The organism is Paraburkholderia sp. CHISQ3 (assembly GCF_030464945.1).
GTDB classification, from domain to species: domain Bacteria; phylum Pseudomonadota; class Gammaproteobacteria; order Burkholderiales; family Burkholderiaceae; genus Paraburkholderia; species Paraburkholderia megapolitana.
Genome location: NZ_JALPRG010000005.1, coordinates 401,893 through 416,031 on the forward strand (window position 1 = coordinate 401,893; position 14,139 = coordinate 416,031).

The window sequence follows — 14,139 nt, forward strand, 5'->3', positions numbered from 1 at the left end:
CCCAACTGATCCACGAGGGCGCCGCAAACTGTTTGCGGCGCCAATACGTATCGGAAGGGATTCATGGACACGCGCATCTACTGGCTTGCGGCGACGGTTTTTCTCGCCGGCATCGACGAAAACATCTGCATCGGCATACTGCCCTCCATTGCGGCCAATCTGCACGTCTCGCTTGCATCCGCGGGGCAGCTCACCACGATCTTCTCCTGTGTTTTCGCGCTCACTGCGTTCGGCCTTTCTATGAGGCTCGCGCGATACGAGCGCAAGCGCCTGTTGCTCATCGCTCTCGGCGTATTTGCGTGCAGCAACCTGCTTGCTTCACTGAGCCCCGGCTATGCACTGCTGTTCGCCGCGCGCGTAGCGATGGCGGCCAGTTGTGCAACCGTGATCCTCCTGGCAACGCGTCTTGCTACGGAACTCGCGCCGCCGCGTTTGCACGGCCGCGCGATCGGTATCGTTTTCATGGGAATCAGCGGGTCGCTGGTGCTCGGTGTGCCAGTCGGCATGACGATCGCCGACTGGGCCGGCTGGCGAGCGGTTTTCGTCGCGATCGGGCTCGCGGTCGTGCCGCTCGGTTGCTACCTTGCGTACCGGCTGCCGGTCGCACCGCCGCACCCAGCTATCGCGTGGCGCACGTATCGCAGTCAGCTCGCGCATCCGAAAACGCTCTGCGCCCAGCTTGTTTCCGTCGCGATGATCGGCGGTCACTTCACGCTGTTCGCGTACCTGAGCCCTTATCTGCAAGCATGGCTCGCTCCGCGCCCGGATGAACTGACGCTGCTGTATGTCGCATTCGGTGTAGCGGGCGTGACGGGAGCGTGGCTCGGCGGTTGGCTGTCTGACCGCGCCGGTGCATCGCGCGCGTTGCTGCTCTGCCCGGCCGCGTTCCTGCTGGCGATGGCCGCGCTACCGCTCAGCGGACACGCGCTCGCCCTGTTCGTCCCCGCGATGATGGTCTGGGGTTGCCTTAGCTGGTCGATCTCGCCGATCGTGCAGAACTACCTGATTCGCAGCGCGCCCGCAGCAGCCGACGCGAACGTCGGCATCAACGTATCCGCGATGCATCTGGGCGTCGCGTTGGGCTCGGGATTCGGTGGATTGCTGGTGGAACGCGGCGCGCTGCTCGCGACGCCGTGGGCCGGTAGCGGCCTCGTCGCACTTGCGCTGTGTTTTGCATGGCGTTCGACACGCATGCCCGCACCGCAGCATGCGCGTGCATCCATAAAAGCTGAAGCCGCGGACGCGTAACTACACGTCAGGTCCGCGGCGCAAGACCGCTACTTCTTTTGCTGCAGGAGCGTCTTCAGTTCCTCGACGTTTTCCTCGACGCGCTTCGCGATCACCGCATACGACTCCGCCTGCGACTTGTAAGCCGCCTGCGCGAGCTGCTGCATGTCGGCGAGTGCCTTGTGCAGCGACTGCTGGACGAGTTCGGCGGTCTGCGCCGAGGGCGTGGCGCCTGCAGCGGACACCTTGGTCGCGAGCGATTGCAGTTCGCCCAGCGTGCTGCGCAACATCTCGGCCTGTTTCTGTGCCAGCGACTGCATGCCTTGCAGCGCGGTCTGATTGGCCGTCACCAGCGCTTCGACGTCCTTGCGGCGCGCCTCCATGATGGCGGGCACATCGAAGCCCGGCAGCTTGAACTGCTCGAGCAGCTTGAAGACGTCTCCAAACGGATTGGCCGGGTTCGGTTGTTCCATGCTCGATGCTCCTTGGCGTGTGCGCATGGCCTGCGCAATGGGCGCCGCTGCCCGGGTGGCAGCGCGCCACACGATCATGCCCGTTACCGCCGTATTACGCCAGCAAACGATATTGGCGTCGTGATGTGCGAGTTGCTGCACCGCAGCTGACAGGTGCATACACACGACCAGACGCCGCGGGTTCGCAGCATGGGGAATTGCCTTGCCGTCGGGGCTTGTGGGTTTCGGAGGCGGGAGCGCTGTTCGCTGTTACCGACTGCTCACGCGAATGCAGGCTTCGTCACCATCAGGAAATAGACGACCACCATCGCGATGAACGCCGGATAACCAAGCCGCTCCCATAACTTCGCATAGCGCCAGTACCGCGGCGGCAGCGTGGTTTCTCCAGCAGACACGGCCACCTGTGCCATCCGCGCGAGGTCGACCTGCAACCACACGACAGGCAACCAGCAAACACCGGCGAGCGCGTAAAGCGCAATCGAAGTAGCAAGCCACGGCGTGCTCCACGGCCAGCCTGCGCTATGTGCAAGCCATATACCCGAGAGCGGCTGAAAGATGACGGCAGGCGTGGTGAACCACCAGTCGGCGCGTACGACGAGTCGCGACACCGCTGCGATCGCCACGACCGATCGCGTACGGTTGATGAAGTACAGATAGAACGCAGTACCGAACCCCGTGCCGACCAGCAGTACCGAGGAAAGAATATGTAGCGTCTTGACGACGAGATAGAGGTTCATGATCTTGTCTCTTCGTTGAAGAGTACGCACAGGACAGCGAGGATCGGCAGATTCTTCAGCAGCGGTCCAAACGGATGAATCAGCATCTCCGGCAACGCGATTGCAACGACGATCGAGTACGCGCTCACGAGCAGGAACTGACTCGCCCATAAGCGACGGCCCGGTTTACAGAGCGTGGCGAAACCCATTGCGGCATCGAGTGCTGCTGAACCGTATAACGCTGCATTTGCCACCGCCCCATCGAGCCCCGCGCGATGAAGCATCGCCAGGCTGTCAGCGTGTGGATAGAGAAACGCACTGACGAAGGCGGTCCAGAGCCAGACCGCGGCCAGTGCAATGCGCAACCATGCGGAGCGCCATGAGGACAACGCTTCGTTACGCAAAGCCGCCCCGTCCGCGCCGATGAAATCGGCGATGGCTTGCGGTGGATGGCCAAGCACGGCGGTCGTTTCAGCGGCGTCGGCGGTATTGCCTGACTGCAGCATGTGCCAGGTATCGCGTGTCAGCATGGCGCCGGAAACGCGGTCGAATAGCCATGCAACCGCATCGACTGCGAAGCGCGGCACGCCGATTCGATACGCCGGCGCAAACCGCATCGACGCCCGGTAAATGGACAGCATCTCGCGGTATTCGATCTGCGTTGCGCCGGCGACATCGATACACCGATGATCCAGCGACGCAGCGGGCGCACGCAGCAGACGAGCCACGACGTCCGCGAGGTCGTCGATATGCACCGGCGATACGCGTTGACGGCCACCGGCCGGCAGCACATGCACCGGCAGGCTCGCCAGCATGCGGAAAAACGCGGCAGATTTTCCGTCTCGCCCATATACGAGCGCCGGTCGAACTACATATGCATCAATCGGCAAATCGAGCAGGTACTCGTCGGCCGCGCACTTGCTGTCGAAGTAGGCCGTGTCGCGCCGCTGCGCGCCAAGTGCCGAGATCTGGATTACCTGACGCACGCCCACTGCGACGCATGCCGAGAACAACGCGCAGGGTGCGCGGCGATGGATCGCATCGAAGGTCTGCGCGCCGCGTTCGACGAGAATGCCCACCGCGTTGACGACGACATCGATCCCTGCGAGCTTCGCGCGCCATGGTTCGGGATCGATGTCCGTCGAATAGTCGGCAGATAGTTCGTCGGGACCCGACGCGTGTCGCCGCCCTCTGATCACGCAGTGCCCTTCGCGCTCGATCCGCTCGCACAGCGCACGACCGATGAACCCGTCCGCCCCGCACACCAATACCTTCATGACGTGCTCCACGCTTCGCTTATCTACAGCAATTTCTGTATAAACAGAAACAACCGGCTCAAAAAAAGCGGGCATCGCCCGCTTCGTCCGATTTACGGTTTCTTCCGTCGCATCGTTTGACTGATCTTCGCTCCCACGCCCAGCGTCCGCATCAACGTTTCGGGTTTCAGACGTAGCATTTCGTCGGACCACGTCGTCAAGGTTTCGAGGAACACGAGCGTGTCGCGAATGCGTTGCTCCGTTTCCTTCTCCTCTTTGCTCATGTCCGCGCTCAACAGACTTTCGCGCAACATGCTCAGCGTCGGGTCGAGTTCGCGCTGACGGCGTCCTTCGACGATCAGTTTGAACAGTTCCCAGACATCGGTGGAGGTTTCGAAGTGGTCACGCCGGTCGCCCATGACGTGCACGACACGCGCGAGGCGCCACCCCTGCAGCTCTTTCAGGCTCGTGCTCACGTTGGAGCGAGCAACGCCCAGCGTGTCGGCAATTTCATCCGCGGCGACAGGACGCCCAAGCAGATACAGCAGCGCGTGAATCTGCGCGACGGTACGGTTGACGCCCCACCGGGAGCCCATTTCGCCCCAGTGCAGGATGAATCGTTCAGCGATCGGTGTGAGTTCCATGGTCGAAGCTTATGGTTTTCTTTTATTTCTGTCAATACAGAAATTTCTGTTGACTGGCTGCGATTGCAAGGCATCTAATGATTGCAACGACAAAACCCGGGGATCGAGATCATGCAAGCGCCAAGACTCACACTCTACTTCGATGGCAACTGTCCGTTTTGCGTCGCGGAAATGCGGCGACTAAGAAGCTGGGACCATGCGGGGCGGCTCGGTTTCGTCGACATTGCGCAAGAGGATTTCGACGCCGCCACGCGCGGCGTCGATCTCGCCGAACTGAACCGCGAGTTGTATAGCTGGACAGACACAGGCGTGTGCCTGACCGGCATCGACAGCATGATCGCGGCTTACACGCTGGTCGGTCGCGGCTGGATCGTGCTGCCGTTGCGCATCGTCGTGACGAGACAGCTCTGCAAACTGTTGTATCGCCTGTTCGCGCGCAACAGGCGGCGCATCTCCCGGTGGCTCGGCTACACGTCCGCGCCCGTCTGTGACGGCACGAGCTGTCGCCTCGACACCAATCCGTTTTTCAAATGAGCCGCAGCGTCGCGGCGTGACATCGGATCATTTCGCAGTTGCGACAGCATCCGCATCGCCTTGCACGCGAGGGCCTTCACCGGGACGAACCTGCAGCATGGCAAACACGCCCACCGCGGTGGCAACCGATGTGGCGATAAACATCGACGAATAACCATAGCGCGCCGACAGGATGCCAGCGAGCGTAGGAGCCAGCACCGCAGCAATGTTGGCGATGAAATGCATGATGCCGCTGAAGGTGCCGACGCGCGAAGGTGCGGTGTCGATCACCACGGCCCAGTAGACCGAGTTCGGCAGCGCGTTCAAGGCATTGCCCAAGGTCATCAATGCAATGACGGCCCACACGCTATGCGCCTGTGACACCGCCAGGAAGCACAGCGTTGTCAACAGCAGCGAGCCCGCGGCAAACCAGCTTCTCGCGATAACGAGCTTGCCCGTGCGCTTGAGCAGCCAGTCGGAGACGCGGCCGCCCAGCAATACCGTGAAGCACGCACCTACCCACGGAATCATCCCGACATACCAGAGCGACGAGAGCGTGAAGTTGAACTCGTCATGCAGGTACTTCGGGGTCCACGTCAGCAACATGAAGTTGACGTAAATAAACGCGAAGTATCCGATTGCGTTGAACATCAGCGTCCGACTTTTGAAGAACGCCCACCACGGCAACGTGGCACCCGCGCTTGCCGCCTTCGGCGCTGCGTCGCGTTCGGCCCGGATCAGCGCGAGTTCCGCGGCATTGACCTTCGGATGATCTTCGGGACGATTGGCATACACGCGCGAAAACAGGGCGATCAGCACAAGGCCCAGCACACCGAGCACCACGTACATGGTGCGCCAGCTGCCGGTCAGCAGGATCAGTCCGACGGCCACCGGAGCCGTGAGCAACGCACCCAGCGGCGTGCTCAACAGGCCGATCGACACCGCGAACCCGCGCTCCGACGGCGCTGCCCACGCTGACATGGTCTTGTTGATGATCGAGTAGGCCGGCCCTTCGGAGAAACCGAAGAAGATGCGCACCAGCGCGAATCCACTCAACGCCGAGCCGCCAAATACCGCGAGGCCGATGTCGCCGGCCCAGACCATGCAGATGGCAAACAACGACCACGCTACGCCCGCGATCATCCAGACGCGCTTCGCGCCGAGCCGGTCCGCCAGCGCGCCGCCGATCAGCGCGCCGAACATATAGCCGTAGCCGAAATAGCCCATCACCGCACCCCAACCGGCGCGATCGAAACCGTACTCGTCGATGATCTGCCCGGCCGCATACGCGATCGCGCCGCGGTCGATGTAGTTGATCAGAGCAATGACGACGATCAGGAAGAAGATCGTGAAGCGATATCGACTTGGCGGCGGGACATGCATGAAGCGACTCCGTAACGACTTAAGCGTGTTGAGCGGATTGAAGGAACCGGCAATGGGTTTGCCTACTGTATATGCACTATATATAATGCACAATGTATACTTTAAAGCTACGGGAAAACCATATGACGCGCCCACTGGTTGCGATCGCCTCCCTCGGGGGCACTATCAGCATGACGCCATCGGATGCCGCCGGCGGTGTCGTCCCAAGGCTGGACGCTGCCCAGCTGGTTGCAGCCGTGCCAGGGCTGGGCGCGCTCGCCGAACTCTCCACGGAGTCGCTCTCCCAGCTGCCAAGCGCTTCGCTAGGCACCGAACAGCTGCTGGCATGCCTCGCGTGGGCCGAGAGCAAGATCGTTCAAGGCGCGCGGGGCGTCGTCCTGACGCAAGGCACCGACACCATCGAAGAGACCGCGTTTTTCCTCGATCTGTACTGGCGACGCCCCGAGCCGCTGGTCATTACGGGCGCGATGCGCACGCCGTTGTCGGCGGGGGCCGATGGGCCGGCCAATCTGCTGGCCGCCGTACAGGTAGCAATGGATGACGAGAGCCGCGGGCGCGGCGTGCTGGTGGTCATGAACGATACCGTGCACAGAGCGCGCTGGGTCTGCAAGTCGGATTCGCTGTCGGTCCAGACCTTCGTATCGCCAGACGGCGGGCCGGCGGGACGTGTCGTCGAAGGTCGGCCTGAGTATTTTCATGCGCCGGGCCACAGGCCGTTGGTGCCTTCACCTACGCGAACGTTTCCGAAAGTGGCGATCATTCCTGCAATGCTCGGTGACGACGGCGATCTAGCCGCGGCCGCACTCGATCTCGGCTATGAAGCCATCGTGGTTTCCGCGTTTGGCGCCGGGCACGTGTCCTTCGGCTTCGCCGAGCAGATCGAGCGCGTGGCGAAAACGGTGCCCGTGGTAATCGCGAGTCGCACCGGCTCCGGCGCCACTGCATCCCGGACCTATGGTTTCGCAGGCTCCGAAGTCGATCTGGCGCGACGCGGCGCCATCCTCGCGAAGTGGCTCCATCCGTTGAAGGCACGGCTGCTGCTGGGCGCACTGCTGGCTGCCCAGACACCTCGCGAGCAGATCCCGGAGGCGTTCGCGAGGTGGAGTACACTGCCTCGCCACTCGTCCATCAACCCACAGCCACAGCCTTGAAAACTCCGCCGAACTCCTCGCCCAGAGTGCATGCCGCGCCGTCGCGCCGGCTCACCGCGTATCAGTTTGCGGTGCAGACCTTGCGCGCCGACATCCTGCAAGGCCGGATGACGGCGGGCGAACGCCTGCGTCAGGACGACCTGGCGAAGCGCCTGGAGATGAGTACGACGCCGGTACGAGAGGCATTGCGTACGTTGATCTCGGAGGGGTTGGTGTTTTTCGACGCGCACCGGGGCGCGGTGGTGCGCGGACTGACGCTCGACGACGTGCAGGAAATCTACCGGCTCAGGAAGGTGCTGGAGTCGATGATGGTCGACGAAGCGATGCAGAGCATTACCGCGGAAGATATCGCGCAGGCCGAGGCGCTCCACGAAGAGATGCTGCAGACGCAGGACGTCACGCGCTGGACCGAGTTGAATCTGGAGTTTCACGCGGCGCTCTGGGCGTCCCAGGCGCACAGCAGGCTGGCCCACCTGGTCAAGGCACTGCGCGACGCGGCGGCCCCCTATATCACGCTGTCGCTCTATATGAGCCCGGAGCACATCGCGCACAGCAATTCCGAGCACGACGACATCCTGGCCCAGTACAAAAAGCGCGACGCCGAAGTGGCCAAAGCCCAGACCATCCTTCATCTGAACGACACGCTCGAAACAATCGTGCGGGCGATCGACAGCACCGAAGTTGTGGACGGCGACGGCGCATAGCCGTCCTCGCGAAATCGCCCCGACGCGGCCAGGCGCCCGCACAACCCACCCTTCGATACGCATCGAAGCATCCAGCCGCTCCGCTACGCCACACTGGGAGTTCAACCATGACCCATGGAGAACTTCCTGTGCCTGCCCATACCAACGCAGCAATCCGCCGTATTTACGAACAGTGGCACCAGGCGGTGGTGACACGCGACCTCGAAGGTCTGATCGCGTTATACGCCGACCACGCGATACTCGAAACACCGCTGATCCTGGTCACTCTGCCGGACCATAACGAAGGCATCCTGCGAGGCAAGCCGGCGATCCACGCATTTTTCGAAGCGGGCTTGCGCAAACTACCGGACAACCTCGGCCGGTGGTTCCGAACCGACACGTTCTTCTCGAACGACACACGCGTCACGTGGGAATATCCACGCGATACCCCGCATGGCGATCAGGTCGATCTCGTCGAAGTGATGGACGTGGCAGACGGATTGATTACCCATCACCGCGTCTACTGGGGATGGGTCGGTTTCAAGTCGCTCGTCGCCGCGATGGATCGGTCGCACGTATAACTAGAAAGAAGTCCCGATCTGAAACTGGAATTTCTGGTACTGGTCGCCGGCGTGCTTCACGATCGGCAGAGCGAAGTCGAGTTTGAGCGGACCGATCGGCGAAATCCATTCGAGACCCACGCCATAGCTGTAACGCAAGCCGTTTGCGCCCACGCTGTTGCCTTCGGTACCCCAGACATTGCCGGCATCCGTGAACGTGAACACGCGCAACGTACGGTCGTAGCCGGTGCCCGGCAGCGGGAAGGTCAGTTCGACATTGGCGACAACCATCTTCGAACCGCCGATCGGGTCGCCGGTCGTGGCATCGCGCGGACCCAGCGAGCCTGGCTCGTAGCCGCGCACCGAACCGATGCCACCCGCAAAGTAATTCTTGAAGATGGGGAACGGTTCGCCGCTGAGGCCGTTGCCGTAACCGCCCTGGAAATTGAGCCCCAGCACGAAGCCACGCGAAAACGAGTAGTAATACTGCGACTGCAGGTCCGTCTTGTAGTACTTGGTGGTGGCGATCGGTGTGCCGTATTCCGCGTTGAACTGCGTGAAGTAGCCCCTGCTCGGTACCAGCGCACTATCGCGGTTATCGCGCGACCAGCCGACGGTGATCGGTACGTTGTTCGACACGCGGCCGAAACTGTTCACGTAGTCGATATAGCTTTGCGGTGTACTCGAGTCGACGTCCAGCCGGTTCTGCTCGAGCCCCGTGCCGAAGTACACCGTGTCGGATTCCGAGAACGGTACGCCGAACTTCAGGTCGCCGCCCAGCGTCACGATGCGAAAGCTCGTGTCGCTGACGTTCGAGTAATAGAGCGGATAGGTAGTACGGTAATAGACGTCGGTAATGCGCTTGATGCCGTCTATCGTGAAGTACGGGTCGACCTGCGTGACGCTCAGCGTGCGACCGGTCGACGATGTGTTCACGTTGAGCGAAAGCGTCGTGCCCGAACCGAACACATTGTCCTGCGTGACACCTGCAGAAATGATCGGTCCTTCGCCCGACCCGTAGCCGAGCCCGAGCGTAATCGATCCGGTCGGCTTCTCGGTGACCTTCACGTCCACATCGACCTGGTCGGTCGAGCCTTCCACCGGTACTGTCGTCACGTCGACGTCGGTGAAGTAGCCGAGACGGTTGATCCGGTCCTTCGACAGCGCGAGCCGGCCCGAATCGAACCACGCACTCTCGAACTGCCGCATCTCGCGACGGATGACCTCGTCGCGCGTGCGCGTATTGCCTTCGATATTCACGCGCCGCACATACACCCGCTTGCTCGGATCGACTTGCAGTATCAGCGCGACCTTGTGATGCTCCTGGTTGATATCGGGTACCGCGTTCACCGTGGCGAACGCATAACCGTACTCGCCCAGCTTGTCGACGATCGTCTTCGTCACGGCCTTCAGCTTGTCCGCCGAAAACCGCTCGCCAGGCTTGATCTTGATCAGCTTCGTGAGTTCCGCCTCGCGGTCCAGCAGGTTGCCGCCCAGCTTGATGCTCGAAATCGTGTACGGCTCGCCTTCGTGAATCGTCACCGTCAGGTACATGTCCTTCTTGTCCGGCGAGAGAGACACCTGCGTCGAGTCGATGTTGAACTCGAGATAGCCGCGGTTCAGGTAGTACGAGCGAACGTTTTCGAGGTCGCCAGTGAGCTTTTCCTTCGAGTACAGATCGTTCTTCGTGTACCACGAGAACCAGTTCGGCGTGGACAGCTGCATCTCGTCACGCAGCGTGTCCTCGCTGAACACCTTGTTGCCGATGAAGTTAACCTGACGGATCTTTGCGTTCGGCCCTTCGATCACCGAGAACAACAGCCCGACGCGGTTGCGGTCGATCGGCGTGACCGTCGTCGTGACTTCGGCTGCGTAGTAGCCGCGCGTCAGGTACTGGCGCTTCAGTTCCTGCTCGGCCTTGTCGACGAGCGCCTTGTCGTAGTACCGGCCCTGCGACAGGCCGACCGAGTGCAGCGCCTTGGTCAGGTTGTCCTTGTCGAATTCGTGGATGCCGGAGAAGTCGATCGTGCCGATGGCAGGACGTTCCTGCACCTGCACGACTACGACGTCGCCGTCCGCCTCGATCTTGACGTCGTTGAAGAAACCCGTCGTGTAGAGCGCGCGGATCGCTTCGGAAGCCTTGTCGTCGTTGAACGTGTCGCCCTGCTTGATCGGCAGGTACGAGAACACGGTCCCTGCTTCGAGTCGATGCAGCCCTTCGATACGGATGTCGCGAACGACGAACGGCTCGATGGCGTAAGCCGGCAGCGCGAGCGTACTCACGCCGATCAAGGTCAATGCCGAGGCGCAGCGCGCCGAAAATTTCTCAAACGTCATGCAGGAGTGTGGAGGAGGTTACGACGCAAACACGAAGACGAAGGACGTCCTCGTGGGCACTGCGGCTCACGCCGCGCTTGCACGACGGTGCGCATCGCTACTGCATCCGGACGCCGGCAGGTTTTCGTGGCTGACTCAGCCCAGTGGTCATCGCCAGCACTTCAGTCATATGTGCGGCCTGCGTGCGATGCATGCGAAACGACAGTTCGGCACCGCCGGGCAAACGGAACGACAGCACCAGATGCCGGTCGCTGCGCACATCGCCGGCCACCTGCCATGCCTCGCAGGGCATCGCGAACTTCAGGCTCTGCTGGTGCTGACGAATCCGCTCGGAGCGCGCAATCGCATTGGCCAGCGCGGCCAGCAGTTCATGCATGACCGAGCAATGCAGTGCGATGCAATCGGGCTGGTTGCTCCTCAACATCAGGTACTGACCGTCTGCGGTAATTTCGAAACCGTTGAGGGAATCGATAGCGAGTGCGGCTTGCGATGACATGAGGACACTCCGGGTTCGATGCCGAAATGCGAATGTAGGCAATCGCAGCGTGTCGATGTTTACCTACGGATTACTGATTTTTTCTTTCAACCCGGTGAGGTTTTCATCGCTGCATCGACAGTTCGTTACGGTGCCTTACCGAGGTCATCGTCATGAACAGGACGCACAGGGCGCAGATGTCCGGTGGCTAATGTTTCGTCGTGAATCCATCGAGTAGTTGCAGGAAACAACTGGTAAGAACCTGCGCAATCTGCGCGACGGATGAACAACGATCATTGCGAATCTGCTGTGCGCAGCGAACGTTCGTGCTTCGATTCGTGCGTTTTTTCGGCGGTGATGGTGTGTCGTGAACACGACAGTACGAAGGGACGTTTCTGCTGCGTCGAATGATCGGACACTGAATTCGTGTATCGGCGCGACAACATCGCGAACAGAACGACGCTGGCAGATTCGTCAGGCCCCTGATAGAATCCTTACGTGGGCGCCAGTCCACTTTGTTTTTTCCGCACCACTTTCCGGCTTCAATCACTTCATCTCAACGTTTTAGGGAGGCGTCAAATGCAAATTATGTCTAGCGCTCACCCAAACGTGCCTGCGCGACACCTTTAGGTCGTCGTCCGCCTGGGCGACACACCGCCCACGCTACTTCCAGACAGTCTGTTTTCCGTTTCACCAGCAAAGCCTGGTCTGTTTCGACTGTCGGTTTCTATTTCTCTTGATGGGATAGCCCTCCTGGCGCACCGCGTCATCGGCTATGGAACATGACTAACAAAAAACTCGATCTTGGTGGACAGGCGTTCAAGAACGTCCTGGGTTTCACTTTCCTTCACTGGCGCAGACAGCCCGCGCGCATCGCCGCCGTTGCCGGGCTCGCCCTGCTGGCGGCCGTTGCCGACGTACTGACGCCGCTCTTCGCAGGGCGGCTCGTCGACGCGCTGGCCAGCGGCGTATCGAGCAAGGCGCTCGCGTGGCAGGCCGCGATCTCGGCGTTCACCACACTGGTCGTGCTCGGTGTGGCCGGCACCGTGCTGCGTCAGTTCACCTTCCAGAACATCATCGCGTTGACGCTGAAGATGATGAGCGAGATTGCCGCCAACGCGTTTCATCGCGTGCAGCGCTTCTCCACCGACTGGCACGCCAACAGCTTCGCCGGTTCGACCGTGCGCAAGATCACGCGCGGCATGTGGGCGCTCGATCTGCTGAACGACACGCTGCTGGTGGCGCTGCTGCCGTCGGTGGTCATGCTGGTCGGCGCAACGGTGTTGCTGGGTGTGCACTGGCCGGTGATGGGCGTCGTCGTGGGTCTCGGCTCCGTGCTGTATATCGCGGTGACGGTCACCCTGTCGGTCGGCTTTGTCGCACCGGCTGCCCGCCTCGGCAACGCGTGGGACACGCGCATGGGCGGCGCACTGGCCGATGCGGTGAGCTGCAACGCGGTGGTTAAGGCGTTCGGTGCGGAAACCCGCGAGGAAACGCGCCTCGCCCGTGTGATCGCCAAGTGGAACAAGCGCACGCGGCGTACGTGGATTCGCGGCACGCTCAACGGCGGTGTACAGGGCGCGATGCTGGTGCTGATGCAGGCAGCAATGCTCGGCGCGGCGCTAATGCTGTGGGCCAAAGACAAGGCGAGCGTCGGCGACATCACGTTTGCGCTGACGATGTTCTTCATGCTGCAAGGCTATCTGCGCGAAGTCGGCATGCACGTGCGCAACCTGCAGCGCTCGGTCAACGACATGGAAGAACTCGTGTCGCTCGAACGCGAACCGCTCGGTATCGAAGACAAACCCGGCGCGCGCAAGATTGCGATCGACAAGGGCGAGATCCGCTTCGAACACGTCACGTTCCGCTACGGCGCGCAATCGACGCCGCTCTATGCCGATTTCTCGGTGCGCGTCGCGCCGGGCGAGCGCATCGGGCTGGTCGGCCACTCGGGCTCCGGCAAGACGACGTTCATCAAGCTGATCCAGCGGCTGTACGACATCGACGAAGGCCGCATCACGATCGATGGGCAGAACATCGCCGACGTGCAGCAGGCTTCGTTGCGTGCGCAACTGGCGATCGTCCAGCAGGAACCGGTGCTGTTCCACCGGTCGCTGGCGGAGAACATCGCGTATGCACGGCCGGGCGCGAGCCAGGCGGAGATCGAACGGGCCGCCCGCCAGGCGAGCGCGCACGAGTTCATCGCCGCGCTGCCGCAGGGCTATGACACGCTGGTCGGCGAGCGCGGCGTCAAGCTGTCGGGCGGCGAGCGTCAGCGGGTTGCGATCGCGCGGGCATTCCTCGCGGATGCGCCGGTGCTGATTCTCGACGAAGCAACGTCGAGCCTCGACAGCGAAAGCGAGGTGTTGATCCAGCAGGCGATGGAACGACTGATGGTGGGCCGCACCACGCTGGTCGTGGCGCACCGGCTGTCCACGGTACGCGCGCTGGACCGGCTGCTCGTGATGGATCGCGGCCGGATTATCGAGGAAGGCAGCCACGACAGGCTGATCCGCATCGAGAACGGCCTGTACCGGCGGCTCTTCGAACGCCAGGCGCTGGAGCTGACGAAGGGTCTTGTCGATGGAGCCGACGTGGCGGCGCCGAAACGCGCCACGCGAGAAGCGGATCTGCTAACCGGAGAGTAAGCACAGCACAAGCTTGCAGCAAAAAAACAGGGGCGACGCATGCAAATGCGCCGCCCCTGTTTCACATCCACAT

At 61.8% G+C, this 14,139-nt stretch carries 13 protein-coding genes; 6 read left to right on the plus strand and 7 right to left on the minus strand.

Annotation, left to right across the window (positions count from 1 at the left end; translation table 11 throughout):
* The first annotated feature begins 63 nt into the window (after positions 1 to 63).
* Positions 64 to 1,248 carry an MFS transporter gene (locus M0D65_RS14500; protein WP_266253288.1) on the plus strand — a complete coding sequence of 395 codons (1,185 nt, stop codon included), beginning with the start codon at positions 64 to 66 and terminating at the stop codon, positions 1,246 to 1,248.
* Positions 1,249 to 1,277: 29 nt separating this feature from the next.
* Here M0D65_RS14500 and M0D65_RS14505 read toward each other — a convergent pair whose 3' ends face one another.
* The 4 genes from M0D65_RS14505 to M0D65_RS14520 all read right to left on the minus strand — a co-directional run bounded on the left by M0D65_RS14505 (position 1,278) and on the right by M0D65_RS14520 (position 4,316).
* Positions 1,278 to 1,700: a phasin family protein gene (locus tag M0D65_RS14505; RefSeq protein ID WP_091008372.1), complete on the minus strand. Its 423-nt coding sequence runs from the start codon at positions 1,698 to 1,700 to the stop codon at positions 1,278 to 1,280.
* A 260-nt stretch (positions 1,701 to 1,960) separates the two neighbouring features.
* Complete coding sequence (locus M0D65_RS14510) at positions 1,961 to 2,437, minus strand: DUF2269 domain-containing protein (protein ID WP_091008374.1); 477 nt, start codon at positions 2,435 to 2,437, stop codon at positions 1,961 to 1,963.
* Positions 2,434 to 3,693, minus strand: coding sequence for an SDR family oxidoreductase (locus M0D65_RS14515; RefSeq protein WP_266253289.1), 1,260 nt, complete (start codon positions 3,691 to 3,693; stop codon positions 2,434 to 2,436). Before M0D65_RS14515 ends, M0D65_RS14510 begins: the two co-directional genes overlap by 4 nt.
* Positions 3,694 to 3,785: 92 nt before the next feature.
* A complete protein-coding gene (locus M0D65_RS14520; protein WP_266253290.1) occupies positions 3,786 to 4,316 on the minus strand; it encodes a GbsR/MarR family transcriptional regulator in 531 nt (176 codons plus the stop codon).
* 111 nt (positions 4,317 to 4,427) lie between these two features.
* On the opposite strand from M0D65_RS14520, the gene M0D65_RS14525 reads away from it, so the two are divergent.
* The gene (locus tag M0D65_RS14525; protein ID WP_266253291.1) at positions 4,428 to 4,850 is read left to right on the plus strand and encodes a thiol-disulfide oxidoreductase DCC family protein; all 423 of its coding nucleotides are present in this window, start codon (positions 4,428 to 4,430) and stop codon (positions 4,848 to 4,850) included.
* Between the two features lie 27 nt (positions 4,851 to 4,877).
* On the opposite strand, the gene M0D65_RS14530 is transcribed toward M0D65_RS14525, so the two are convergent.
* The gene (locus tag M0D65_RS14530; RefSeq protein WP_266253292.1) at positions 4,878 to 6,212 is read right to left on the minus strand and encodes an MFS transporter; all 1,335 of its coding nucleotides are present in this window, start codon (positions 6,210 to 6,212) and stop codon (positions 4,878 to 4,880) included.
* Between the two features lie 122 nt (positions 6,213 to 6,334).
* On the opposite strand from M0D65_RS14530, the gene M0D65_RS14535 reads away from it, so the two are divergent.
* The 3 genes from M0D65_RS14535 to M0D65_RS14545 all read left to right on the plus strand — a co-directional run bounded on the left by M0D65_RS14535 (position 6,335) and on the right by M0D65_RS14545 (position 8,627).
* Positions 6,335 to 7,363 (plus strand): asparaginase, encoded by a 1,029-nt coding sequence (locus M0D65_RS14535; RefSeq protein ID WP_266253293.1) that lies wholly within the window; start codon positions 6,335 to 6,337, stop codon positions 7,361 to 7,363.
* Positions 7,360 to 8,067: a GntR family transcriptional regulator gene (locus tag M0D65_RS14540; protein WP_266253294.1), complete on the plus strand. Its 708-nt coding sequence runs from the start codon at positions 7,360 to 7,362 to the stop codon at positions 8,065 to 8,067. Before M0D65_RS14535 ends, M0D65_RS14540 begins: the two co-directional genes overlap by 4 nt.
* A gap of 107 nt (positions 8,068 to 8,174) precedes the next feature.
* Positions 8,175 to 8,627: a nuclear transport factor 2 family protein gene (locus tag M0D65_RS14545; protein WP_266253295.1), complete on the plus strand. Its 453-nt coding sequence runs from the start codon at positions 8,175 to 8,177 to the stop codon at positions 8,625 to 8,627.
* Here M0D65_RS14545 and bamA read toward each other — a convergent pair whose 3' ends face one another.
* Positions 8,628 to 10,943 (minus strand): outer membrane protein assembly factor BamA, encoded by a 2,316-nt coding sequence (gene bamA / locus M0D65_RS14550; protein ID WP_266253296.1) that lies wholly within the window; start codon positions 10,941 to 10,943, stop codon positions 8,628 to 8,630.
* Between the two features lie 97 nt (positions 10,944 to 11,040).
* A complete protein-coding gene (locus M0D65_RS14555) occupies positions 11,041 to 11,439 on the minus strand; it encodes a hypothetical protein (RefSeq protein WP_266253297.1) in 399 nt (132 codons plus the stop codon).
* A 761-nt stretch (positions 11,440 to 12,200) separates the two neighbouring features.
* Between M0D65_RS14555 and M0D65_RS14560 the strand changes: the two genes are divergently transcribed.
* On the plus strand, positions 12,201 to 14,066 hold the full coding sequence (locus M0D65_RS14560; RefSeq protein WP_266253298.1) for an ABC transporter ATP-binding protein: 1,866 nt from the start codon (positions 12,201 to 12,203) through the stop codon (positions 14,064 to 14,066).
* Positions 14,067 to 14,139 lie beyond the last annotated feature (73 nt).

Excerpts from the sequence above, each read along its gene's own strand:
- M0D65_RS14515 (WP_266253289.1), bottom strand. The coding sequence starts at position 3,693 with ATGAAGGTATTGGTGTGCGGGGCGGACGGGTTCATCGGTCGTGCGCTG.
- M0D65_RS14535 (WP_266253293.1), top strand. The coding sequence starts at position 6,335 with ATGACGCGCCCACTGGTTGCGATCGCCTCCCTCGGGGGCACTATCAGC.
- M0D65_RS14505 (WP_091008372.1), bottom strand. The coding sequence starts at position 1,700 with ATGGAACAACCGAACCCGGCCAATCCGTTTGGAGACGTCTTCAAGCTG.
- M0D65_RS14520 (WP_266253290.1), bottom strand. The coding sequence starts at position 4,316 with ATGGAACTCACACCGATCGCTGAACGATTCATCCTGCACTGGGGCGAA.
- M0D65_RS14555 (WP_266253297.1), bottom strand. The coding sequence starts at position 11,439 with ATGTCATCGCAAGCCGCACTCGCTATCGATTCCCTCAACGGTTTCGAA.
- M0D65_RS14510 (WP_091008374.1), bottom strand. The coding sequence starts at position 2,437 with ATGAACCTCTATCTCGTCGTCAAGACGCTACATATTCTTTCCTCGGTA.
- M0D65_RS14530 (WP_266253292.1), bottom strand. The coding sequence starts at position 6,212 with ATGCATGTCCCGCCGCCAAGTCGATATCGCTTCACGATCTTCTTCCTG.
- bamA (WP_266253296.1), bottom strand. The coding sequence starts at position 10,943 with ATGACGTTTGAGAAATTTTCGGCGCGCTGCGCCTCGGCATTGACCTTG.
- M0D65_RS14525 (WP_266253291.1), top strand. The coding sequence starts at position 4,428 with ATGCAAGCGCCAAGACTCACACTCTACTTCGATGGCAACTGTCCGTTT.
- M0D65_RS14500 (WP_266253288.1), top strand. The coding sequence starts at position 64 with ATGGACACGCGCATCTACTGGCTTGCGGCGACGGTTTTTCTCGCCGGC.
- M0D65_RS14545 (WP_266253295.1), top strand. The coding sequence starts at position 8,175 with ATGACCCATGGAGAACTTCCTGTGCCTGCCCATACCAACGCAGCAATC.
- M0D65_RS14560 (WP_266253298.1), top strand. The coding sequence starts at position 12,201 with ATGACTAACAAAAAACTCGATCTTGGTGGACAGGCGTTCAAGAACGTC.